Raw genomic sequence first — 23,659 nt, forward strand, 5'->3', positions numbered from 1 at the left:
CGTGGCGTTTGACCGGGCCGGCACGGGGCAGTGATCGGCATGCGATTGCGTCGCGCGGACACGTCCCGGCCGGGGTACACCCGCCGCCGGCGCGGCAAGGCGTTCAGCTACACCGACGCGACCGGCGCGCCGCTGACCGACCCGGCCGAGCTGGACCGCGTCAAGTCCCTCGTCATCCCGCCCGCCTGGAGGGACGTCTGGATCTGCCCCGACCCGCGCGGCCACATCCAGGCCACCGGGACCGACGCCGCGGGCAGGCGCCAGTACCGCTACCACGACCAGTGGCGGGTCAAGCGCGACGCGGCCAAGTTCGACCACGTCCTCGAGGTCGCCCGGCACCTGCCCGAGCTGCGCGAGCAGGTCGCCGCCGACCTCGCCCGGCGCGGCTACGGCCGGGAGCGGGTGCTCGCCGCGGCGGCCCGGCTGCTCGACGTCGGGGTGTTCCGGATCGGCGGCGAGGCCTACGCCAGCGACGACGACCCGTCCGGCGAGGCGACCTACGGGCTGGCCACCCTGCGGCGCGAGCACGTCAAGGTGCGCGGCGCGACGATGGACTTCCAGTACCCGGCCAAGGGCGGCGTCGAGCGCTCCCAGCGGATCGTCGACGCCGACACGGCCAAGCTGCTCAAGGCCCTGCTCAAGCAGGACGTCGGCACGCCAGAGCTGCTCGCCTTCCGGACCGGCCGTCAGTGGCACGACGTGCGCAGCGACGACATCAACTCCTACCTCAAGGAGCACAGCGGCGGCTGCGAGATCAGCGCCAAGGACTTCCGCACCTGGCACGCCACCGTGCTGGCCGCCGTCGTGCTGGCCGGGGCGCCGGCGTCGTCGAAGGCCGGGCGGCGCAAGGCGGTGGTCGCGGCGATGAAGCAGGTCTCGGGGTACCTGGGCAACACGCCGAGCGTGGCCAAGGCCTCCTACGTCGACCCGCGGGTCGTCGACCTGTACAACCACGGCACGGTGCTGGACCTGCCCCCCGGCGACCCGTTGACCGCCCACGGCGCCCGCTCCCAGGCCGAGAAGGCCCTGCTGGAGCTGCTGTCGGACTGAGCGCGCGGGCTCAGGCCGACCGGACGAGCTGCTCGCGGCCCAGCGCGGCCCCGAACCCGACGAGTGCCACCCCGGTCGCGGCGTCCAGCGCGCGGCGCACCGGCCGCCTGCGCAGCACCCGGCGGGCCCGGTGCACCACGGTGACCAGCAGGGCCAGGTAGGCCAGCCCCAGCACGGCGTGGGACAGGGCGAGCACGGCGAGCTGCCACAGCCGCGGGTCGGCCGGCAGGAACTGCGGCAGCACCGCCAGGTAGAACACCAGCACCTTGGGGTTGGTGATGTTGGACAGGAACCCCTGCCGCCACCCGGCCAGCGCGGCCCCGCGATCCTCCCCGGCCCCGCCGTCCGGCGGGTACTCCCCGCGCCACGCCGAGCGGAGCGCCTGCGCCCCGAGCCACAGCAGGTACGCGATCCCGGCCCACTTGATCGCGGTGAACACCGGCTGCGCCGCCACGATCAGCGCCCCCAACCCCACCGCAGCCACCACGCCCTGCACCGCGTTGGAACTGCTCACCCCGACCCCGGCCCACAACCCCCGCCGCCTGCCCCCCGCCAGCGCGTTGCGGGTGACCACCGCGAAGTCCGGCCCCGGCACCACCGTCAGTACCGCCGCGAACAGCAGGAACGACCCGTACGTAGCCCAGCTCACCCACCCGACGCTACGCGGCACTCCCCGGCCGCGCGAGTGGCGCGTTGACCCAACCAGGCTGGTCCACCGCGCCATCCGCTCGCCCCGCCCTCCACCCCTGACCTGGGCGAATGGCACTCTCGCCCAACCACGTGGGCCGAACGCCCCCTCGCCCGCTCCCGCTCCCGCCACCCCGGACGAAAGCGGCTCTCGCACCGCTCCGCGCAACGAAAGCCGCGCTCGCTCCACCAGACGGGACGAAAGTCGCGCTCGCTCCACCGGGTGCAACGAAAGCCGCGCTCGCTCTGCCCGAGGCGGCGCGCAGCGCCGCGAGGCGAGGAGCCCTCGGGGCGCGCCAGCGCCCACTCCTCTCCCGAGGCCCCTGCTTGATCCGAGGTCGCTCGCCGCGTAGGCGCCGCCGGAGGCGCTGTTCACCGTCTCGGAGCTGGGCCGCGTGCTGGGCGCGCCGCCCGCCGACGCTGCGGCCTACTGCGCCTCCTGCGGCACCTCCGCGGCGAGCGACCTCAGCTCCAGCAGGGGAGCACTTCCCGGGGTGGGGTGGGCGCGGCGCGCCCACCGGGGCTCGCCCCGGCTCGTGCGCTGCGCGCCGCCTCGCCCGGGAGGCGAGCGCGACCCTCGTTGCGCCTGGTGGAGCGAGCACGACTTTCGTTGCGTCCAGGGGTGCGAACGCGACACTCGTCCCGCCCGGCAAGCGAGTGGCGCGCTCGACCCGTCTCCTTGGCCGAACGCGCCACTCGCTCAGACGACGACGTTGACCAGGCGTCCCGGTACCACGATCACCTTGCGGGGCTCCCGCCCGTCCAGCGCCACCGCGACCTTCTCGTCGGCCAGTGCGGCCGCCTGCAGCTGCTCGCGGTCGGCGTCGGCCGGCACCGTCATGCGGGACCGGACCTTGCCGTTGACCTGGATCGGGTACTCGGCGGTGTCGGCCACCAGGTACCGGTCGTCGGCCGCCGGGAACGGGCCGTGGGCCAGGGTGCCGGTGTGCCCCAGCAGGGACCACAGCTCCTCGGCGATGTGGGGGGTCAGCGGGGCCATCAGCAGGACCAGTGGCTCGGCGACCGATCGCGGCACGCCGGTGGTGGCGTAGGTCTTGGTCAGGTGGTTGTTCAGCTCGATCAGCTTGGCCGCCGCGGTGTTGTGGTGCAGGGCGGCGTAGTCGGCGTGGACGCCGGCGATCGCCTTGTGCAGGGCGCGCAGCGTGTCGACGTCGGGCTCGGCCTCGGTGACCCGGCACTCGCCGGTGGTCTCGTCGACCAGGTTGCGCCAGACGCGCTGCAGGAACCGCTGCGCGCCGATCACGTCGCGGGTCGACCATGGCCGGGAGACGTCCATCGGGCCGGTGGACATCTCGTACAGGCGGAAGGTGTCGGCGCCGTAGCGGTCGCACATCTCGTCGGGGGTCACCACGTTGCGCAGCGACTTGCCCATCTTCCCGTACTGGCGGCGGACGGGCTGGCCGTTCCACGTGAAACCACCGTCCTCGTCCTCCACCACCTCCTCGGCCGGCACGTAGGCGCCGCGGGCGTCGGTGTAGGCGAAGGCCTGGATGTAGCCCTGGTTGAACAGCCGCCGGAACGGCTCCTCCGAGCTGACGTGGCCCAGGTCGTACAGGACCTTGTGCCAGAACCGGGCGTACATCAGGTGCAGCACCGCGTGCTCGACGCCGCCGACGTACAGGTCGACGCCGCCGGGGTCGTCCGCGCGGGCCGGGTCGGGGCCCATCCAGTAGCGCTCGATCTCGGGATCGACGAACCGGTCGTGGTTGTCCGGGTCCAGGTAGCGCAGGTAGTACCAGCAGGAGCCGGCCCACTGCGGCATGGTGTTGGTCTCGCGCCGGTAGTGCCGCGGGCCGGTGCCCAGGTCCAGGTCGACCGCCACCCACTCCTCGGCCCGCGACAGCGGCGGCTCCGGCTCGGAGTCGGCGTCCTCGGGCGCGAAGGTCTTGGGCGCGTAGTCGGCGACCTCGGGCAGCTCGACGGGCAGCTGGTCGTCGGGCAGGCCGACGGGCAGCCCGTCGGCGTCCCAGACGACCGGGAACGGCTCGCCCCAGTAGCGCTGGCGGGAGAACAGCCAGTCGCGCAGCTTGTACTGGACGACGGCGTCGCCGGCGCCGCGCGCTGACAGCCACTCGGTGATCGCGGCCTTGGCCTCGGCGACGCCCAGCCCGTCCAGGCTGATCTCGTCGTTCGCGGAGTTGATCGCCGGGCCGTCGCCGGTGAACGCCTCGCCGTCGAAGCCCTCGAACGGCTGCACGGTGCGGATGATGGGCAGCCCGAAGTTGGCGGCGAAGTCCCAGTCGCGCTGGTCCTGGCCGGGCACGGCCATGATCGCGCCGGTGCCGTAGCCCATCAGCACGTAGTCGGCGACGAACACCGGGATCAGCGCGCCGTTGACCGGGTTCGCGGCGAAGGCGCCGGTGAAGACGCCGGTCTTGTCCTTGTTCTCCTGGCGGTCCAGGTCGGACTTGCGGGCGGCGGCGGCGCGGTAGTCGGCGACGGCGGCGCGCGGGTCGGCGGCGCCCGCGGACCAGCGCTCGCCGGTGCCGTCGGGCCACTCGGCCGGGGTGATCGCGTCGACCAGCGGGTGCTCGGGGGCCAGCACCATGTAGGTGGCGCCGAACAGGGTGTCGGGTCGGGTGGTGAAGACCTCGATGTCGACGCCGTCGAAGCCCTCGACCGGGAAGCGCACCCGGGCGCCCTGCGAGCGCCCGATCCAGTTGCGCTGCATCGCCTTGACCGACTCCGGCCAGTCCAGCCGGTCCAGGTCGGCGACCAGCCGGTCGCCGTAGGCGGTGATCCGCATCATCCACTGCTTCAGGTTGCGACGGAACACCGGGAAGTTGCCGCGCTCGCTGCGCCCGTCGGCGGTGACCTCCTCGTTGGCCAGCACCGTGCCCAGACCGGGGCACCAGTTGACCGGGGCCTCGGAGATGTAGGCCAGCCGGAACGAGTCGACGATGCGGCGGCGCTGGACATCGGTCAGCTCGACCCAGGACTGCCCGCCTGCGGGGACGCGGGTGCCGGCGGCGAACTCGGCCTCCAGTTCGGCGATCGGCCGCGCGCGCTGCGCGTCCTGGTCGTACCAGGAGTTGTAGATCTGCAGGAAGATCCACTGGGTCCAGCGGTAGAACTCGACGTCGGTGGTGGCGACCGAGCGGCGGTCGTCGTGGCCCAGGCCCAGCTGGCGCAGCTGGGCCCGGTAGCGCTCGATGTTGTCCTCGGTGGTCTTGCGCGGGTGGGTGCCGGTCTGCACGGCGTACTGCTCGGCCGGCAGCCCGAACGCGTCGAAGCCCATGGTGTGCAGCACGTTGCGGCCGGTCATCCGCAGGTAGCGGCCCAGCACGTCGGTGCCGATGAAGCCCAACGGGTGGCCCACGTGCAGCCCCGACCCGGACGGGTAGGGGAACATGTCCATCAGGTAGACCTTGTCGCCGCCCGCGTTCGGGTGGGCCGGGTCGGCCCACGCGCCGACCGGGTTCGGGACGTGGAAGGTGCCTTCTGCTTCCCACCGGTCCTGCCACGCCCGCTCGATGCGCCCGGCCAGCGCGGCGCCGTAGCGGAACGGCGGCGCGTCGGCGGGACCCGCGGTGGCGGCGTCGGCCGAGGTGGTCGTGTCCGTGCTCATGGTTCCCACTCCAGGGAGTTCGTTGTCGACCCGAGAAACCAGAAGACCCCTCCGCCGATGGGCGTGAGGGGTCGGCCGCGCCGGGGAGGAAGGACTCTCAGTGCGGCGCGGCCTCGATAAGGAGTCGACGGGCCACGCATCCAGGGTAACGCCGGGTCGGACCGGGCGACGAGCGGGTTCTCCCCGGGCCCGCCCCGGCCGGGTCGCGGCTTACCCTGTGCGGGTGCCGATGTCTCTGCGTCTGGTGTTCGGGCTGGTCGAGCTGCTGGTCGGGGTCGGGGCGCTGACCGTCGCCGCGCTCGGCGCGCGCTCGCGGCTGCGCCGCAACCGGTTCGTCGGCGTGCGCACGGCCACCACCCTGCGCACGGACGAGACCTTCACCGCGGCCAACCAGGCCGCCGCGGTGCCCTTCGCGGCGGCGGGCGCCGTGGCCGTGCTCGGCGGGGGAGCGCTGCTGGCCGGCGCCGACGGGGCGCTGGCCTGGGTGCTGCTGGTCATCGGCCTGGTCGGCGCGGTCGTGCTGCTGGGCGTGGGCGGCATGGTGGGTGAGCGGGCCGCCGCGGCCGTGCCGCGCACGGCCCTGCCCACGGGGTGCGCGGGGGAGTGCGCGGGCTGCTCGCTGATCGAGGGCTGCCGGCCGGCGGGGTCGGCCGCCGAGGACGCCGCCGCCCGCGGCTGAGCGGCCTCACCAGCCCCAGGAGCCGGGTCCGCCCTTGAACGGGCCGGCCACGTCGTCGGTCACCCAGCCGCCGTAGAAGCCGCCGGGCTGCGGGCGCACCCGCTCGCCGTCCAGGGTGATCTCGTCGAGCAGCCCCGGGTACACCGCCACCCGGTCGCGCAGCGACGGGTACCGCCGGTCGGGCTCCGGGTACCACCAGCCCACCGCGGGCACCGGCTCGGCGCCCTCGACCAGCAGCTCCACGTAGCGGGCGACGCCCTTCCACTCGCAGACGGTGGTCCGCCCGCCGGGGCGCAGGTGCTCGCCGAACGCCGCGCGGGGCAGGTAGAAGGTGGGCGGGTGGCTGGTCTCCAGCACGCGCACGAGGTCGGCGGTGTCGGCCACCAGCACGCCGCCGTGGCGCAGGCGGGCGCGCCGGTGGTCGGGCTCGGCGCGCGGCGGGCGCGGGTAGTCCCAGACCGACTCCTGGCCGGGGCCGGGTCGATCCGGTCGGGGGTGGGGCACCCGACCATCGTCACCCCCGCGGCCGGGGACGGCGCGGCGACGCCGGCCGCGACACGCGCACACCGCTGGGCACCGCGCGCACCTGCTGGCCACCGCGCACATGTCGGGACGTGCGCGCGGTGGGCAGACGGTGTGCGCGGTGCCCCGGAATCCGGAGCGGCGCGCACCGTGCGCCGCGGGCTAGTTGTGCCGGACGTGGGCCGGGTCGAGCGGGTAGGTGGCCAGCAACGACAGCGGGATGCCCTGGCGGCGCAGGACGTGGCCCCACAGCCCCGACTCGCGCCGGGTGAAGACGTCGTCGGGCAGGGCGGGCACCACGTACCAGTCGCCGCGGCGGATCTCCCCGGCCAGCTGGCCCGCGTCCCACCCGGCGTAGCCGGCGAACACCCGCAGCCCGCGCAGCACCGGGGCCAGCACGACCGGATCGCGGTCGAGGTCGACCTGGGCCACCGGCCCGCGCACGGCGATCAGGCCGTCCATCGCGGCGGGGTCGTGCCCGGTGCGCACCGCGGCCAGGCAGATCGCCGACTCGCCCTCCACCGGCCCGCCCACGAACACCGACGGCGGCGCCGACGACAGCGGCGCCCAGGCCGGCAGCACGTCGCGGACGGTGACCTCGCTGGGCCGGTTGAGCACGACGCCGAGGCTGCCCTGGGCCCGGTGCTCGATCAGGTAGACGACCGTGCGCCGGAAGTTCGGGTCGAGGAGACCGGGTGCGGCGACGAGCAGTGCGCCCGGCGCCGCCTCGGCTCCGGGGCGGGAAGCATTGCCGAAGCGGTCGTCCACCACGGGGACATCATTGCAACCGGATCGGCGCGTAGCCTTCGCCCGTGCCGACTTCGGGATCATCGAGTTCCCGGGCGACCGCGGAGCAGACCGGCGATCCCGGCCCGGCGTCCGTCCCGCTCCCCGACGGACGCACCGGGAGTCCCGCCGCCACCAGCCCCGGTGATCCCCCCGCTGAACACGCGCGGATCGGGATCCTGCGCCTGCTGCGGCTGCCCGGCTACCGCAGGCTGCTGGGCGTCCGCTTCCCCGCGCAGTTCTCCGACGGCATGTTCCAGACCGCGCTGGGCGGCGCGGTGCTGTTCAACCCCGAGCGGCAGGCCGACCCGATCGCGGTGGCCGCGGGGCTGGCGGTGCTCCTGCTGCCCTACTCGGTGATCGGCCCGTTCGCCGGCGCCCTGCTGGACCGCTGGGACCGCAAGCGCGTGCTGGTGGTGGCCAGCCTGGTCCGCGCGCTGCTGACCGTCGGCGTCGCCGCCACGGTGTACGCGGGAGCCGACGGCGCGCCGCTCTACCTGGGCGCGCTGCTGGTGGCCGGGCTGAGCCGGTTCGTCGGGGCCGGGTTGTCGGTCGGGCTGCCGCACCTGGTGCCGCGGGCCAACCTGGTGGAGGCCAACGCGTTCGCCGTCACCGTCGGCGCCGGCATGACCGCCACCGGCGCCGCCGCGGCCATCGGCGTGCGGGCGCTGGTCGGCGCGGGCGACGCCGGGTCGGCCGTCACCACGCTGACCTCGCTGCTGGGCGGGCTGGTCGCGGCCGCGGTCGCGGCCGGCTTCCGGCGCGGCGTGCTGGGGCCCGACCGGGCCGTCGCCCAGCAGCACGGGGCGGTGGCCACCGCGCTGCGCGGCCTCGCCGACGGGGCACGGGCCACCCGCTCGACGCCCTCGGTGACGGCGTCGTTCGTGGCGCTGGCCGCGCACCGGGTCGCCTTCGGCATCAGCACGCTGCTGATGCTGCTGCTGTTCCGCTACGCGTTCACCGCGATCGGCCCGCTGCGCGTCGGCCTGGCCGGCATCGGCCAGACGGTGGGCGTGGCCGCCGCCGGGCTCGGCACCGCGGCGCTGGTGACGCCGTGGGCGGTGCGGCACTGGGGGCGGGCCCGGCTGGTCCGGGCGGCGCTGGTCCTGGCGGCCGTCGCGCAGCTGGGGCTGGTGGCGCTGCTCAGCCTGCCCGCGGTGTTCGTGGCCGCGTACGTGCTGGGGCTGGTCGGGCAGGTGCTCAAGCTGTGCACCGACGCCGCCGTGCAGGGCGAGGCGGGCGACGGGGTGCTGGGCCGGGTGTTCGCGATCTACGACATCGTCTTCAACGTCGGCTTCGTGGCCGCGGTGACCGCCGCGGCCACCCTCAGCCCGCCCGACGGGCGCGCGCCCGCGCTGCTCGCCGCGAGCGCCGGGCTCTACCTGGTCGGCCTGCTCGGCCACGACCTCGTGCTGCGCCGCAGGCACCGCGCGTGAGGGCCCGCGCCGGGACGCGGACCCCCGCGCACGAGCCCGTCAGGACAGGTGCTCGGCGGCCCAGGCGCGCAGCTCGGCCTCGGCCTGCTCGCGGGTCAGCGGCCCGCGCTCCATCCGGACCGCCAGCAGGTGCTTGTAGGCCTTGCCGACCTGCGGGCCCGGCGGGATCGCCAGCAGCCGCATGATCTCGTTGCCGTCCAGGTCGGGGCGGATGGCGTCGAGCTCCTCGCGCTCGCGCAGCTCGACGATCCGCTCCTCGAGGGAGTCGTAGGTGCGCTGCAGCGCGGCCGCGCGGCGGCGGTTGCGCGTGGTGCAGTCCGAGCGGACCAGCTTGTGCAGCCGCTCCAGCAGCGGGCCGGCGTCGGTGACGTAGCGGCGCACCGCCGAGTCGGTCCACTCGCCGCTGGAGTACCCGTGGAAGCGCAGGTGCAGGAACACCAGCTGGGCGACCTCGTCGACCACGACCTTCGGGTAGCGCAGCTCGCGCAGCCTGCGGCGCACGAGCTTCGCCCCGACGACCTCGTGGTGGTGGAAGCTGACCCGGCCGTCGGACTCCTTGCGGCGGGTGTCGGGCTTGCCCACGTCGTGCAGCAGGGCGGCCAGCCGCAGCACCAGGTCGGGGCCGTCGGTCTCGCGCTCGATCGCCTGCTCCAGCACGACCAGCGAGTGCGTGTAGACGTCCTTGTGCTGCATGTGCTCGTCGATGGCCAGCCGCATGGCCGGCACCTCGGGCAGCACCCGGTCGGCCATCCCGGTGTCGACCATCAGCTCGATGCCGCGGCGCGGGTGCGCGCCCATGACGAGCTTGGTCAGCTCGACCTGCACCCGCTCGCGGGTGATCCGGTCGAGCTGCTCGGCCATCGCGGTGATCGCCTCGACCACCCGGGGCGCCGGCTCGAAGCCCAGCTGGGACACGAACCGGGCGGCGCGCAGCATGCGCAGCGGGTCGTCGGAGAACGACTGCTGCGGGGTGGCCGGGGTGTCGAGCGTCCCGGTGGCCAGCGCGGCCAGGCCGCCGTGCGGGTCGACGAACCGGTGCGGCGCCGCGGTCAGCTCGACGGCCATCGCGTTGACCGTGAAGTCGCGGCGGACCAGGTCGTCGACGATCGAGTCGCCGAACGCGACGACCGGGTTGCGGCTCACGCCGTCGTAGTCGTCGGCGCGGAACGTGGTGATCTCGACGGTGCTGCCGTGCCGGACGGCGCCGACGGTGCCGAACGCGATGCCGGTGTCCCAGACGGCCTCCGCCCAGCCCTCCAGCACCGCCTGGATCGCCTCCGGGCGGGCGTCGGTGGTGAAGTCGAGGTCGTGCGAGGGGCGGCCGAGCAGCGCGTCGCGCACGCTGCCGCCCACGAGGTAGAGCCGGTGCCCCGCGGCGGCGAAGCGATCCGCCAGCTCCTGGGCGAGGGGGCCGACCTGGACCATCTCCACGACCGCATTCTCCTGGGCCCGGACGAGGTCGTCGGGGACGGGCATCACAACTGCGGGCACGGCGATCCATTCTAGTGAGGCGGTCGCGGTCGCTCACCGGCATATGGCCGTGCCGCCCCCGTCGCGTGGAAGCGGCGGGTTCCCGATCGACATCGTTACCATCCCCACATGTCCACATCCCGCGGTCGCGCCGGAGGGCGCCGCGGGAAGCGCCCCGCCGAGCGCAGGCGGCGCCTGCGCACGGTCGACGAGACCTCGGCCGGTGGGCTCGTCGTCGACCACGACGCGGGCACCGCCGCGGTGATCGGCAGGCTCGACCGCAGGGGCCGGCTGCTGTGGTCGCTGCCCAAGGGCCACATCGAGGCCGGTGAGACCGCCGAGGAGGCGGCGGTGCGCGAGGTCGAGGAGGAAACCGGCATCATCGGTCGGGTGGTCGCACCACTGGGCACCATCGACTTCTGGTTCGTCGCCGAGGACCGCCGCGTGCACAAGACCGTGCACCACTTCCTGCTGCGCGCGCTCGGCGGCGAGCTGTCCGACACCGACGTCGAGGTGTCCGAGGTGGCCTGGGTCCCGCTCGACGAGCTGGAGTCCCGGCTGGCCTACGCCGACGAGCGCCGGTTGATCCGGCGGGCCACCGAGCTGCTGGAGGAGACGGCGTGAAGCCGGTCGCGGCCCTGGTCGCGATCACCCTGGTGCTGCTCGTCGGGCCGCTGGCCGGGGCGGCGGGAGCCGACGAGCCGCTCGGCGCGCCGGCGCCGGGGCCGGTCCGGGTCGATCCGGACCAGGCGGCCGGGCCGCTGCGGCTGGACGTCAGCCAGCTCGGGCCCCGGGTGGTCACCGCGAACGGGTCGGACACCCTGACCGTCGTCGGCACGCTCACCAACACCGGCGACCGCCCGGTCGACGAGCTGGTCGTGCGGGTGCAGCGCAGCGAGCCGCTGCGCACCGAGGGCCAGCTGCGCGACGCGCTGGACGGCTCGGCCGCGACCGACGCCGTCACCCCGCAGTTCACCCCGCTGCCCGGCGTGCTGGCCCCGGGCGAGCAGGTGCCGGTGCGGCTGGCGGTCCCGCTGCGCGGCGCCCCGCAGGAGGGCCTCGCGCTCGGCGCGCCGGGCGTCTACGAGCTGCTGGTCAACGTCAACGGGGTGCCCGAGGACGGGGCCAGGGCCCGGCTCGCCGGGACCCGGCTGCTGCTGCCGGTGCTGTCGCTGCCCGCCGGGCCCGACGGGGAGGACGCGGTACCGCCGCAGCCGGTGGACGCCACGCCGTTCGCGATGCTCTACCCGATCACCGACGTGCCGCACCGGGTGTCCACGGTGCCCGGCCCGGCCACGCTGCTGACCGACGACTCACTGGCCGCCTCGCTGGCCCCGGACGGCAGGCTGGGCGGGCTGCTGTCGGCGCTCACCGACTCCGCCCCGGCGGGCTCCCCGGTCCGCCAGGCGATCTGCCTGGCCATCGATCCCGACCTGGTCGACACCGTGGCCTCGATGCGCGGCGGCTACGACTACCTCGGCCCCGACGGGAGACCGGTACCCGGGGCCGGGGCGGCGGTGGCCGCGGCCTGGCTCGACGAGCTCACCGCCGTCGCCGCCGGCACCTGCGTCCTCGCGCTGCCCTACGCCGACGCCGACCTCGTCCCGCTGACCCGCGGCGGGCAGGGCGCGCTGGCCACCGGCGCCGTCGGCCAGGGCCGCCAGGTGCTGACCCAGCTGCTGGGGGTGCCGGTCGTCGACGACGCCACGTGGCCCGCGGCCGGGCTGCTGGACGGCCAGACCATGGACGCGGTGGCCGCGGCGGGCAACCGGACCGTGCTGCTGTCCGCGGACGGCGTCGAGCAGCGGCGCACCCCGCGCGTCACCGGCGTGGTGCCGATCGAGGCCACCCAGCCCACCGCGGAGGCGGTGCAGACGGCCGTGCTGACCGACCCCCTGCTCACCTCGGCGCTGACCGGGCCCGCGGCGCGGGGGCAGTCGCGCAGCGGCGCGGCGGCCGCGGTCAGCAGCCCGGCCGGGGGCGCAGGCGCGCTCGCCACCCAGGACGGCATCGGCGCGCTGGCCTTCCGCGTCCAGGGCGGCGACGCCACCGACGACGGCCCGCTCGTGCTCGCCCCGCCGCACGCCTGGGGCGTCACCGGGACCGGTGCCGAGGCACTGCTCGACGGCGTGGAGGCGCTGGTGCGGGCGGGCATGCTGCGGCCGCGGGCCGCCGACGCGCTGTCCCCGCCGGTCCCGCCGGGTGCGGCGCTACCGCTGGCCTACCCGATCGACGCCGCGGCCGGGGAGGTCCCGCAGGACGTGGTGGCCGCGGTGGCCGACACCGCGGCCGCGGTCGCCGACCTGCGCAGCGCGGCCCGGCCCGGCTCGCCGATCGGGGTGTCGCCGGAGCAGGCGTTCGCCCCCCTGGAGCGCGGGCTGGTCCGGCCGGCGTCCGCGGCGTGGCGTGGGCGCGACGCGGACGCCGAGACCGCCGCCCGGGCGGCCCGCCAGCGCATCGACGCCCTGCGCGCCTCGGTCCGCGTGCTCGAGCCGCCCGGCCCGTACGCGCTCGGCACCGAGGACGCCCCGCTGCTGATCACCGTGGCGAATGACCTGCCGGTGACGATGGAGGTGCAGGTCGAGATCGCCCCCTCGCCGGGGTTGCGGGTCGCCCCGATCGGGCCGCAGGAGATCCCGCCGCTGGGCAGGCGCCAGATCAGCGCCAGCGCCGAGGTGACCAGGACCGGGCAGTTCACGGTGCAGGCCTCGGTGCGCACGCCCGGGGGCGAGCTGCTCGGTCCGCCGAGCCGGTTGCGCATGCGCTCCACCGTCTACGGCACCATCACCCTGTGGCTGACGGGGAGCGCGGGCGTCCTTCTCGTGGTGCTGGCCGCCCGTCGGGTGGTGCGCCGGAGCCGCGGGGAGCTGCCCGAGCGACGGGAGATCGTGCTGGGCCCGCGCCCTGGTTCTCCCCCCGCGTCGGGCACCGCGTCGACGGCGGCGGAGCGGACGGGAACGGAGCAGCGGGGGTCGGCGAGCGGGTCGTGGGGGAACGTGGCGACGGTCGCGGAGGACGGTCCGACGCAGGCCATGGCGGTCCGGCCGGTGCGCAGCGGGGATCCTTTCCCGGACCCGCAGCTGACCGTCCCGATGCCGGGCGTGCGGCGCGGTCCCGAGCAGCCGCCGCCCGCCGGCCCGACCAGCCCGACCGGCAGCCCGACCGAGGCCACCGAACGCCTCCCGCCGACCCGCAGGCCCCGCCCGCCGGAACCTCCCCGGGTGGGCAGCCGCTAGTCGAGCACCCGACCGAGCCGCTGCTCGCGGCCGAGCCGCGGCCGCCGACCGAGCCGACCGCCGACCCGACCGCCGCCGAGCTGACCCAGCCGATCACGCCCGTCCGGCCGGAGACCGCCACCCGCACGCCGTCGCTGGGCCGCTCCAGCAGCATGATGGCGATCGCCAACCTGACCAGCCGGATCACCGGGTTCGTCCGGCAGGTCGCGCTGGTCGCGGTGCTCGGCGTCACCACGCTGAGCGACGCCTACACCATCTCCAACACCCTGCCCAACATCGTCTACGAGCTGCTCATCGGCGGGGTGCTGGGCAGCGTGCTCATCCCGCTGCTGGTGCGCGCGCAGGCCGAGGACGCCGACGGCGGGGTCGCCTACACCCGGCGGCTGCTGACCACGGCCGGGGCGGTGCTGCTGCTGATCACCGCGCTGGCCCTGCTCGCCGCGCCGCTGCTGACCGGCCTCTACACCGGCGACGCGAGCGACCCGCAGACCTACGACCTGGCCCTCGACCTGGCCTACCTGCTGCTGCCGCAGATCTTCTTCTACGGGATCGGCGCGATCGTCGGCGCGGTGCTGAACAGCAAGGGCGCCTTCGGCCCGTTCGCCTGGGCGCCCGTGCTGAACAACGTCGTGGTGCTGGCGATGCTCGGCGCCTACGTGTTCACCCCCGACGAGCACCGGCTGCTGGTGCTCGGTCTGGGCACGACGCTGGGCATCGTCGCGCAGACGGTCGTGCTGCTGCCCTCGCTGCGCAAGGCGGGCTTCCGCTACCGGCCGGTGTGGGGCTGGGACCCGCGGCTGCGCACGGCCGGGCGGCTGGCCGGCTGGTCGGTGCTCTACGCGTTCGTCGGCTTCCTCGGCTACCTGGTCACCATGCGGGTGGCGTTCGCCTCCGGGGAGGGGGCGCCGACCGCCTACAACAACGCCTGGCTGCTGCTGCAGGTGCCCTACGGGGTGCTCGGCGTCTCGCTGCTGACCGCGCTGATGCCCCGGATGAGCCGGGCCGCCGCGGCCGGTCGCTACGACGACGTCGTCTCCGACCTGTCGCTGGGCAGCCGGCTGGCCGCGGTGTTCCTGATCCCGATCTCGGCGCTGATCACCGCGTTCGGCCCGGAGATCGGCGTGGCGCTGTTCGGCCTGCGCTCGGCCAACCTCGACGGCGCTACGACCATCGGCACGGCGCTGGCCGTCTCGGCGTTCGGGCTGGCCCCGTACGCGATCACGCTGCTGCAGATGCGCGTGTTCTACGCGATGACCGACAGCCGCACCCCCACCTTCGTGCAGCTGTTCACGGTGGGGGTCAAGGTCGCCCTGATGCTGCTGTGCCCGGTGCTGCTGGAGCCCGCCGACGTGGTGCTGGGCCTGGCCACCGCCAACGCCCTGTCGTTCGTGGCCGGGGCGCTGCTGGGCCAGGTGCTGCTGCGCAGGCGGCTGGGCAGGCTGCCCAGCCGCACGATCCTGGGCACCGGGCTGCGCACGCTGGCCGCCGCCGTGGTCGGCGCGGCCGCCGCCCGCGGGGTGCTCGCGCTGCTCGACCTGGAGCCGATGCTGGCCGTGCCCGCGCTCGGGCGCGCGTGGACCGCGATGTTCCTCGCGCTGGTCCTCGGCGGCCCGCTCATCCTGCTGGTCATGAGGGTGCTCCGGGTGCGCGAGACCGAACCGCTGCTCCGTAGGATCGACGGGATCGTGGACAGGCTGAGGGCTCGGCGCGGCCCGGCCCGCTGAAGTAGGCTGGCCGCTGGGCGGAGCCGTGCACGGGCGCGCAGGGAGGTTCGGACCAGTGAGCGAGTTGGCGAGCCCACCATCCGGGGCGCCCGCGCCACGACCGACCCCGACCCGCCGGGCCCCCGCCCCCGCCGACGCGACGGTCGCGGCCATGCCCCCCGACCCGGGCGACACGCAGCGGGACCTGCGGCCCGGACGCGACGCGCCGGGGGAGACCAGCACCACAACCGCCCAGCCGTCGGGCACGATCACCGGCATGCTGCTGTCCGGGCGGTACCGCCTGCGGACCAGGGTCGGCTCGGACACCGCCGCCGGCGCGGAGTTCTGGCGCGCCGAGGACACCATGCTGCGCCGCGACGTGGCGATCAGCGTCCTGCGCCGCCTCGCCGCCGATCCCGCGGGCGACGACGCCGACCCCGCGGCGGACGGCGAGTCCGTCGGCAGCACCCGGGCGGGCGAGATGATGGTGCGCGCGCTGCGCTCGGGCAGCTTCGAGCACACCGGCTGCGCGCGCCTGCTCGACGTCCTCGCGCCCGGCAGCGGCGGGATGCCGCCCGACGTGCTCGGCGCGGCGGTCACCGAGTGGATCCCCGGCAAGAGCCTGGCCGAGGTGGTCTCCGACGGCCTCATCAAGCCCACCGCCGTGGCCCGCGGGGTCGCCCCGCTGGCGGCCGCGGCCGAGGCGGCGCACCGGCGCGGGCTGGTGCTGGGCATCGACCACCCCCAGCGCGTGCGGGTCACGCCCGAGGGCAAGGTCATGGTCTGCTTCGCGCTGCCGCGCCCCACCGTCACCCCCGCCGACGACGTCCGCGGCCTGGGCGCCGTGCTGTACGTGCTGCTCACCTCGCACTGGCCGCTGTCCGGCGTCGACGCCGCGCGGGCCGGGCTGGCCGCCACCGAGCGGCCGCCGTCGGGCGAGCTGCCGACGCCGTCGCTGCAGCGCCCCGGCGTCCCGGTCGAGCTCGACACGCTGGTCATCGGCACGCTGGGCCCGGAGGACGCCCCCGGCCACGTGCACACCGCGGCCGCCGTGCACCGGCTGCTCGACGAGGTCATCGCCGAGGACGACCGGCTCGCCCTGTTCCCGCCCGAGCACGACGGCGTCCCCTCGTCCCCGGGCGACGTCTGGCAGGACGACGACGCCGGGCAGGCCCAGCCCGACCCGGGTCGGCGGCGCAAGCTGCTGACCGGGGTGGCGGTGCTGGCCGTGGCGGTCGTCGGGGTGCTGGTGTTCCTGAGCATCCAGTTCGGGTCGCTGCTGTCCGACGACGGCGGGGAGGGCCCGGCCATCGTCGTCAGCACCCCGCCGGTCGCCCAGCAGGGCGGCGAGCCCGGTGAGCCGGCTCCGGCGCCCGCACCCGGCGCGGTCGGCGACGTCGTCGCGGCCGCCGGTGTCGAGGTCTACGACAAGGCGGGCACCGGGGACAACTCCGGGCGCGTGGCGCAGGTCATCGACGGCGACGGCGGCAGCTCGTGGAAGACCTCCACCTACAAGGACCAGTTCCCGGTGTTCAAGCCGGGGATCGGGATCATGGTGTCGTTCGCGTCCCCGGTGAGCCTGGCCGAGATCAGCATCGAGTCGCCGAGCGCGGGCACGGTGGTGCAGGTCAAGGCCGCGCAGTCGGCCGACGACGACGTCGAGGAGATGAGCACGATCGGCGAGGCCACCCTGTCCGACGGCACCACCGCCGTCTCGCTGGACGGGGGTGAGCCCGTGGCCCACGTGCTGGTCTGGATCACCAGGCTGAGCGGCGGCGGCTCGGAGAACTCCTCCCAGATCAACGAGCTGGAGTTCCGCCGCACCGCCGTCGGCTGAGCCGTCCGGCCGGTCCCGCGCCGTGCCGGGATCGGGCAGCACCCTCCCCGGCCGTGACGGGGGCCACCCCCGGCGCCGGGGTGCCCGCCCGTGGAATGTCCGGAGCTGGGATCGTGTTGTGGCTGCTGTAGACGACAGGGAGGACGTGGCTTCTGTGACCAGCGACGAGGTGCGAGAGCTGATCGTCATCGGCTCGGGACCCGCGGGGTACACCGCGGCCGTCTACGCCGCACGCGCGCAGCTGCGACCGCTGGTCTTCGAGGGCACCCAGTTCGGCGGCGCCCTGATGACCACCACCGAGGTCGAGAACTACCCCGGCTTCGCCGACGGGATCATGGGTCCCGACCTGATGGAGCAGATGCGCGGGCAGGCGAAGCGGTTCGACGCCGAGCTGCGCACCGAGGACGTCGAGAGCGTCTCGCTGACCGGCCCGGTCAAGGAGGTCGTCGCCAACGGCGTCACCTACCGCGCCAAGGCCGTCATCCTGGCCATGGGGGCCGCCGCGCGGTACCTGGGCGCCCCCGGCGAGCAGGAGCTGCTCGGCCGCGGTGTGAGCGCCTGCGCGACCTGCGACGGCTTCTTCTTCCGCGACCAGGACATCGCGGTGGTCGGCGGCGGCGACTCGGCGATGGAGGAGGCCACCTTCCTCACCCGCTTCGCCAAGTCGGTGACGGTCGTGCACCGGCGCGACGAGTTCCGCGCCTCCAAGATCATGCTCGAGCGCGCGAAGCAGGACGAGAAGATGCGCTGGGCAACCCACAAGCAGGTGCTCGGCGTCATCGGCGAGAACTCCGTGTCGGGCCTGCGCCTGCGCGACACCCGCACCGGCGAGGAGTCCACCCTCGACGTCACCGGCATGTTCGTGGCCATCGGGCACGACCCCCGCAGCGAGCTCGTGCGCGGCCAGGTCGAGACCGACGACGAGGGCTACGTCCTGGTCGACGCGCCCGGCACCCGCACCAACATCCCCGGCGTCTTCGCCTGCGGCGACCTCGTCGACCACACCTACCGCCAGGCCATCACCGCGGCCGGGTCGGGCTGCGCCGCGGCGATCGACGCCGAGCGCTGGCTGGCCGAGGCCCCGATCGACCCGGAGATGGCCGGCGGCGGCTACGGGCACGCCTCGGCGCAGGTCGCCGAGACCGTCAACGGCTGACCCGGCCGCACCCAGCATCCACCAACCGAACCCGACTGGAGATCATCATGGGCCAGAACACCGTGGACGTCACCGACGAGTCGTTCAAGAGCGACGTCCTGGGCAGCGAGAAGACCGTCGTCGTCGACTTCTGGGCGACCTGGTGCGGCCCGTGCAAGATGGTCGCCCCGGTGCTCGACGAGATCGCCGGCGAGAACAAGGACAAGCTGACCGTCGCCAAGCTGGACATCGACGCCAACCCGGCGACGGCCCGCGACTACGGCGTCATGTCCATCCCGACGATGATCGTCTTCCAGGACGGCAAGGCCGTGAAGCAGATCGTCGGCGCCAAGCCGAAGGCCGCTCTGCTCAACGACCTGGCCGACTACCTGGGCTGACAGTTTCTCGTCAGTTCAACACGAAGACGTATCCCGTCACTGTGACGTGATGATGGCGGGCCCGGTGCGTGGCGCACCGGGCCCGTCGTCGTACCACGGCCGGGACGCGCCAGGGGACGCCCCGCTGTCACCCGTCAGCGTGTCGGCAAGGCACAATGGTCCGCGCCCGGCACTGTCGCGACGGTGCGAGTCGATCAGCGAGCGAGGGGTGCATGCAGCTGCTGCGCCGAGGTGACAGCGGTCCGGCGGTCGTCGAGATCCGGTCGACGCTTCGCCAGTTCGGACTGATGACGGGCCCGGCGGCGACGCCGGAGGACGATCGGTTCGACGCCGACACCGAGCGTGCCGTGCGGGCGTTCCAGCAACGGCGCGGCCTCATCTCCGACGGCATCGTCGGCCAGGCCACCTACCGCGCCCTGCGCGAGGCGGGCTGGACCCTGGGCGACCGGATGCTCGCCCTGCTGGTCTCCGCCCCGATGAGCGGCGACGACGTGCTCGCCCTGCAGGAGCGCCTGCTGGAGCTGGGCTTCGACCCGGGCCGCCCCGGCGGGGTCTTCGACGAGCAGACCGAGCAGGCGCTGCGCAAGTTCCAGCGCGAGTACGGCCTCGTCCCCGACGGCATGTGCGGACCGGCCACCCTGCGCTCCCTGCGCCAGCTGGGCCGCAAGGTCACCGGCGGGCGGCCGCGGCTCATGCGCGAGCAGGAGGTGCTGCGCCAGTCCGGGCCGCGGCTGCGCGGCAAGCGCATCGTCGTCGACCCCGGGCACGGCGGGGCCGATCGCGGCGTGGTGGCCGCCGGCGTCGCCGAGGCCGACCTCATGTGGGACCTGGCCCGTCGGATCGTCGGGCGCATGTCGGCCACCGGCATGGACGCCATGCTGACCCGGCAGGAGCACACCTGCCCCACCGAGACCGAGCGCGCCGAGTTCGCCAACACGACCGGCGCCGACCTCGTCCTCTCGCTGCACACCGACGCCAACAGCAGCATGCACGCGCAGGGCCTGGCCACCTACCACTTCGGCAACGGCACCGGGGCGACGTCGACGGTCGGGGAGGCGCTGGCCGGGTTCATCCAGCGCGAGCTTCTCACCCGCACCGCGATGCTCGACTGCCGCTCCCAGGCGCGCACCTGGGAGCTGCTGCGGCTCACCCGGATGCCCACCGTCCGAGTGGAGGTGGGCTACCTCACCCATCTGGGCGACCGCAAGCGCCTGCTCGACCCGGCGTTCCGCGACGTCGTCGCCGAGGGCATCCTCGTCGCGGTCAAGCGCCTCTACCTGCTCGGCCAGAACGACCAGCCGACCGGGACGTTCTCCTTCTCCGACGTGCTCGCCCACGAACTGGAGCGCGGCGGCGCCCAGGCCATCTGAGGCCACCGGGAGCCAGAAAGCCGGTACCACTTGCGGGTGGTACCGGCTTTCGCGTTCCGCGAGGGCCCGATGAGATCGAAACAGGGCCCGAGGTGCCCCAGGAGCCACGCGGACCCCCTGGTCAGCTCCTCGTACCGGGCACCGGGAGATCGGCGCCCAGGGGGGTGCTCAGCAGGCGCTGAGCGGGTCGCAGACGCGTGAGGATGCAGGGCTCGGTACCTCACCCACGGGGTCGGCCGGCTGGAGCGGAATCGTGATCGAGCCGAGCAACTCCTCCAGCGCGGCCTCCACGTCCTCCTTCCACGTGATCGCCGAGCGCAACTCCATCCGCAGCCGGGGCCACCGCGGGTGCGGCCGGATGGTCTTGAAGCCCACCCCGCGCAGGAAGTCCGCCGGGACGAGGCAGCCGGGCTCGCTGCCCGGGCGCTGCTCGCCGAACACCTCGATGGCCTTCACCCCGCGCCGGGTGAGGTCGCGGGCGACCGCCTGGGCCAGCATCCGACCGAGGCCCTCGCCGGAGAACTCCGGCACGACCTGCATGGTGGTCAGGAGCACCGCATCGGCGCTGACCGGACCGGTGGGCATCTCCGCCGCCCGCGGCACCGCCGACGGCGGCGCGTACATCACGTAGCCGGCCGGCACGCCGCCCATGTGCACGATGCGCCCGCAGGAGCCCCACTCCAGGAGCACCTCGGAGACCCAGGCCTCCTTCTCCAGCTCGGTGGAGCCGAACTCGGTGGCCTGCTTACCCAGGTGCTCGGACAGCTCCCAGAACACGCACCGGCGGCAGCGCTTGGGGAGTTCGTCCAGATTGTCCAGGGTGAGGGCCGCCACGTGCCAGGACAAGAGGAACCTCCGGCGGCCGGATTCGACGGTCAACACTGCCGCCGCCCCGATTGCGTCGACCCTGTGACGGTAGATCGATCCAGCCATCGACAACACCCCGGTTGCTGCGACCGGGCCCGGATTCACGACGAAGGGCAGGAGGTTCCTCCGTCCTGGTTACACTCGAACGGCCCGTAGACCGCCTGTCGACCACCAGTGTCGCCACTCCTCCGGAGGACCACGTGCCCGAGCCGGTTCCGCCGCCGTCCGCCCGTCCTGTCGTCGCGCCCGGCGCGGCGGCGCCGGCCGAGCGGTTCGCGGCGCGCACCGCGGGCATGACCGCCTCCGAGATCCGCGCCCTGTTCGCGGTGGCGAGCCGGCCCGAGGTCGTCTCGCTCGCCGGCGGGATGCCCAACCTCGCCGCCCTGCCGATGGACGCGCTCGCCGTCGAGGTCGCCGACCTCGTCGGCCGCGAGGGCCAGGTCGCCCTGCAGTACGGCTCCGCCCAGGGCATCCCGGCGCTGCGCGAGCAGATCTGCGAGGTGATGGCCCTGGAGGGCATCCGGGCCGACCCCGACGACGTCGTGGTGACCGTCGGCTCGCAGATGGCCCTGGACATGGTCACCCGCATCCTGTGCGACCCGGGCGACGTGGTGCTCGCCGAAGGGCCGTCCTACGTGGGCGCGCTCGGCAGCTTCGCCGCGTACCAGGCGCGCGTCGTGCACGTCGCGATGGACGAGCACGGCCTCGTCCCCAGCCTCCTGCACGACGCGCTGCGCACCCTGGCCGCGCAGGGGATCACCCCCAAGTTCCTCTACACGGTGCCCAACTTCCACAACCCGGCCGGCGTGACGCTCACCGTCGAGCGGCGGGCCGAGGTGCTGGAGCTCTGCGCGCGCTACGGCGTCCGCGTGGTCGAGGACAACCCGTACGGCCTGCTCGGCTTCTCCGGTGCGGTCAACCCCGCGCTGCGGTCGATGGACCGCGACGTCATCTACCTCGGGTCGTTCTCCAAGACGTTCGCCTCCGGGCTGCGCGTCGGCTGGGCGCTGGCCCCGCCCGCGGTGCGCGACCGGCTCGTGCTGGCCGCCGAGTCGGCGGTGCTCTGCCCGCCGAACTTCAACCAGATGCTCGTCTCCCGCTACCTCGCCGGGCACGACTGGCGCAGCCAGGTCAAGTCGTTCACCGAGGCCTACCGCGAGCGGCGCGATGCGATGCTGGAGGCGCTGGAGACCCACCTGCCCGACGGGTGCACGTGGAACGTGCCCGAGGGCGGGTTCTACGTCTGGCTGACGGTGCCCGAGGGCGTCGACACCAAGGCGATGCTGCCCCGCGCGGTGACCGCCCGCGTCGCGTACGCGTCCGGCACCGGCTTCTACGCCGACGGGCTGGGCAGCCGGCAGCTGCGGCTGTCCTACTGCTACCCGACCCCGGAGCGCATCACCGAGGGGGTGCGCCGGCTGGCCGGCGTGCTGGAGGCGGAACTCGACGTGATGCGCACGTTCGGCACGTCGCCGCGCCCGTCGCTCGGGCGGGCCGAGCCGCGCAACGGCCCGCAGAGCCCGAGCCCGCACACTCCCTGAGCGCTACCGGCATCGGAACGGGGGCACGAGCCACGCGGCTCGTGCCCCCGTTCCACGTCCGGCCGCTGTTTCACGTGGAACACCGCGACGGCCGACCCGGCGCCGTCCATGATCGGTGGTGGCGCAGAATGCAGCCGTGACCGAGCGAACTGTGGCCGTGCTGGCCGGCGGGCTGTCCCACGAGCGTGAGGTGTCCCTGTGGTCCGGCCGCCGGCTGGCCTCCGCGCTGCGCGACTCCGGCTTCGCGGTGCGCGAGTGGGACGTCGACGGCGCGCTCGTCGAGCGGCTGCGCTCCGACCCGCCCGACGCCGTCGCGATCGCCCTGCACGGCGGCGAGGGGGAGAACGGCTCCGTGCAGGCGGTGCTGGAGCTGCTGGGCGTGCCGTTCATCGGCACCTCCGCCCCCGCCTGTCGGCGCGCCTGGGACAAGCCGACCGCCAAGGCCGAGCTCGCCCGCGCAGGCCTGCTCACCCCCGAGTGGGTCGCGCTGCCGCACACCACGTTCCGCGCGCTCGGCGCGCCGGCGGTCCTGGCCGCGATGGTGGACCGGCTCGGCCTGCCGATGATGCTCAAGCCTGATCAGGGGGGCTCCGCGCTCGGCGCCCAGGTCGTCACCGAGTCGGCCGACCTCCCCGCGGCGATGGTCAGCTGCCTCGCCTACGGCGACGCCGTCCTCGCCGAGCGGTACGTCACCGGAACCGAGGTCGCGGTCTCCGTCGTGCACGACGGCACCGAACCCCGAGCCCTCCCGCCCGTCGAGGTCGACACCGGCGACGGCGTCTACGACTACACCGCCCGCTACACCCCGGGCGCCGCCACGTTCCACTGCCCCGCCCGCCTCGACACCCCCACGCTCGCCGCGCTGGAGGAGACCGCCCTCGCCGCCCACCACCTGCTCGGCCTGCGCGACGTGTCCCGCCTCGACGCGGTCGTCGACGAGGAGGGGCGCGTGCAGGTGCTGGAGGTGAACGTGTCGCCGGGCTTGACCGAGACCTCCCTCCTCCCGCTCGCCGCCGCGACGGCGGGGACCGACCTGGGGCGGATCTACGGGGCGATGGTGGAGCGGGCGATCCGGCGGGGGTAGCGCGCCATGTTTCACGTGGAACCACACGGGTGTGGTTCGGGCGGTTCCGCTCCATAGGTCGAGCTCGTTCCCCGCGGGCGCCCGGGGTCGGCGCGTCGGCCCGCTTGGGCGAACGCGCCACCGCGTCCTCGCAGCAGTCGCGTGGTCCTCGCAGCGCTCACGCAGCTTGCGAGGACCCGGCCCACTCTGCGAGGACGCCGGAGGCCTGCGAGGGCCGGCACCCCGCCACTCCTGTCCCGAGGCCCTGCCGTCACGTCGGCGCGCTCGGC

General features: G+C 74.6%; 18 protein-coding genes. 12 read left to right on the forward strand and 6 right to left on the reverse strand.

Translation table 11 applies throughout. From position 1 onward, the window contains the following. The first annotated feature begins 39 nt into the window (after window positions 1-39). The gene (locus KDL28_RS35470; protein ID WP_252445763.1) at window positions 40-1,050 is read left to right on the forward strand and encodes a DNA topoisomerase IB; all 1,011 of its coding nucleotides are present in this window, start codon (window positions 40-42) and stop codon (window positions 1,048-1,050) included. A gap of 10 nt (window positions 1,051-1,060) precedes the next feature. On the opposite strand, the gene KDL28_RS35475 is transcribed toward KDL28_RS35470, so the two are convergent. Then, the gene (locus tag KDL28_RS35475) at window positions 1,061-1,699 is read right to left on the reverse strand and encodes a LysE family translocator (protein ID WP_252445764.1); all 639 of its coding nucleotides are present in this window, start codon (window positions 1,697-1,699) and stop codon (window positions 1,061-1,063) included. A gap of 738 nt (window positions 1,700-2,437) precedes the next feature. Next, window positions 2,438-5,326 (reverse strand): leucine--tRNA ligase, encoded by a 2,889-nt coding sequence (leuS, locus tag KDL28_RS35480; protein ID WP_252445765.1) that lies wholly within the window; start codon window positions 5,324-5,326, stop codon window positions 2,438-2,440. A 229-nt stretch (window positions 5,327-5,555) separates the two neighbouring features. Between leuS and KDL28_RS35485 the strand changes: the two genes are divergently transcribed. Next, window positions 5,556-6,005: an SdpI family protein gene (locus tag KDL28_RS35485; RefSeq protein ID WP_252445792.1), complete on the forward strand. Its 450-nt coding sequence runs from the start codon at window positions 5,556-5,558 to the stop codon at window positions 6,003-6,005. Window positions 6,006-6,011: 6 nt separating this feature from the next. Here the strand turns inward: KDL28_RS35485 and KDL28_RS35490 are convergent, their stop codons facing one another. Both KDL28_RS35490 and KDL28_RS35495 read right to left on the reverse strand, forming a co-directional pair. Further along, window positions 6,012-6,509, reverse strand: coding sequence for a DUF427 domain-containing protein (locus tag KDL28_RS35490; RefSeq protein ID WP_252445767.1), 498 nt, complete (start codon window positions 6,507-6,509; stop codon window positions 6,012-6,014). A gap of 180 nt (window positions 6,510-6,689) precedes the next feature. After that, window positions 6,690-7,298 (reverse strand): YqgE/AlgH family protein, encoded by a 609-nt coding sequence (locus tag KDL28_RS35495; RefSeq protein WP_372497166.1) that lies wholly within the window; start codon window positions 7,296-7,298, stop codon window positions 6,690-6,692. 41 nt (window positions 7,299-7,339) lie between these two features. On the opposite strand from KDL28_RS35495, the gene KDL28_RS35500 reads away from it, so the two are divergent. Further along, on the forward strand, window positions 7,340-8,749 hold the full coding sequence (locus KDL28_RS35500) for an MFS transporter (protein WP_252445768.1): 1,410 nt from the start codon (window positions 7,340-7,342) through the stop codon (window positions 8,747-8,749). Window positions 8,750-8,788: 39 nt separating this feature from the next. On the opposite strand, the gene KDL28_RS35505 is transcribed toward KDL28_RS35500, so the two are convergent. After that, window positions 8,789-10,225 carry a CCA tRNA nucleotidyltransferase gene (locus tag KDL28_RS35505; RefSeq protein ID WP_252445796.1) on the reverse strand — a complete coding sequence of 479 codons (1,437 nt, stop codon included), beginning with the start codon at window positions 10,223-10,225 and terminating at the stop codon, window positions 8,789-8,791. 123 nt (window positions 10,226-10,348) lie between these two features. On the opposite strand from KDL28_RS35505, the gene KDL28_RS35510 reads away from it, so the two are divergent. The 7 genes from KDL28_RS35510 to KDL28_RS35540 all read left to right on the forward strand — a co-directional run bounded on the left by KDL28_RS35510 (window position 10,349) and on the right by KDL28_RS35540 (window position 19,898). After that, window positions 10,349-10,843: an NUDIX domain-containing protein gene (locus KDL28_RS35510; RefSeq protein ID WP_252445772.1), complete on the forward strand. Its 495-nt coding sequence runs from the start codon at window positions 10,349-10,351 to the stop codon at window positions 10,841-10,843. Next, window positions 10,840-13,455, forward strand: a complete 2,616-nt coding sequence (locus tag KDL28_RS35515) for a hypothetical protein (RefSeq protein WP_252445774.1) — start codon at window positions 10,840-10,842, stop codon at window positions 13,453-13,455. Before KDL28_RS35510 ends, KDL28_RS35515 begins: the two co-directional genes overlap by 4 nt. 134 nt (window positions 13,456-13,589) lie before the next feature. After that, window positions 13,590-15,179 (forward strand): murein biosynthesis integral membrane protein MurJ, encoded by a 1,590-nt coding sequence (murJ, locus tag KDL28_RS35520; RefSeq protein WP_256503389.1) that lies wholly within the window; start codon window positions 13,590-13,592, stop codon window positions 15,177-15,179. 151 nt (window positions 15,180-15,330) lie between these two features. Then, window positions 15,331-16,995, forward strand: coding sequence for a protein kinase family protein (locus KDL28_RS35525; protein ID WP_252445778.1), 1,665 nt, complete (start codon window positions 15,331-15,333; stop codon window positions 16,993-16,995). Window positions 16,996-17,149: 154 nt separating this feature from the next. After that, the gene (trxB, locus tag KDL28_RS35530) at window positions 17,150-18,151 is read left to right on the forward strand and encodes a thioredoxin-disulfide reductase (protein ID WP_252445780.1); all 1,002 of its coding nucleotides are present in this window, start codon (window positions 17,150-17,152) and stop codon (window positions 18,149-18,151) included. 47 nt (window positions 18,152-18,198) lie between these two features. Beyond that, window positions 18,199-18,528 (forward strand): thioredoxin, encoded by a 330-nt coding sequence (gene trxA, locus KDL28_RS35535; protein WP_252445781.1) that lies wholly within the window; start codon window positions 18,199-18,201, stop codon window positions 18,526-18,528. Between the two features lie 212 nt (window positions 18,529-18,740). Further along, entirely contained in the window at window positions 18,741-19,898 is a 1,158-nt protein-coding gene (locus tag KDL28_RS35540; protein ID WP_252445783.1) for an N-acetylmuramoyl-L-alanine amidase, read from the forward strand. A 168-nt stretch (window positions 19,899-20,066) separates the two neighbouring features. On the opposite strand, the gene KDL28_RS35545 is transcribed toward KDL28_RS35540, so the two are convergent. Next, window positions 20,067-20,744: a GNAT family N-acetyltransferase gene (locus tag KDL28_RS35545; RefSeq protein WP_252445784.1), complete on the reverse strand. Its 678-nt coding sequence runs from the start codon at window positions 20,742-20,744 to the stop codon at window positions 20,067-20,069. Between the two features lie 221 nt (window positions 20,745-20,965). On the opposite strand from KDL28_RS35545, the gene KDL28_RS35550 reads away from it, so the two are divergent. Both KDL28_RS35550 and KDL28_RS35555 read left to right on the forward strand, forming a co-directional pair. After that, window positions 20,966-22,306, forward strand: coding sequence for an aminotransferase-like domain-containing protein (locus tag KDL28_RS35550; protein WP_252445785.1), 1,341 nt, complete (start codon window positions 20,966-20,968; stop codon window positions 22,304-22,306). A 136-nt stretch (window positions 22,307-22,442) separates the two neighbouring features. Then, a complete protein-coding gene (locus tag KDL28_RS35555; protein WP_252445789.1) occupies window positions 22,443-23,390 on the forward strand; it encodes a D-alanine--D-alanine ligase family protein in 948 nt (315 codons plus the stop codon). The last annotated feature ends 269 nt before the right edge of the window (window positions 23,391-23,659 follow it).

Origin of the sequence: Pseudonocardia humida (assembly GCF_023898865.1) — a bacterium.
GTDB lineage: Bacteria > Actinomycetota > Actinomycetes > Mycobacteriales > Pseudonocardiaceae > Pseudonocardia > Pseudonocardia humida.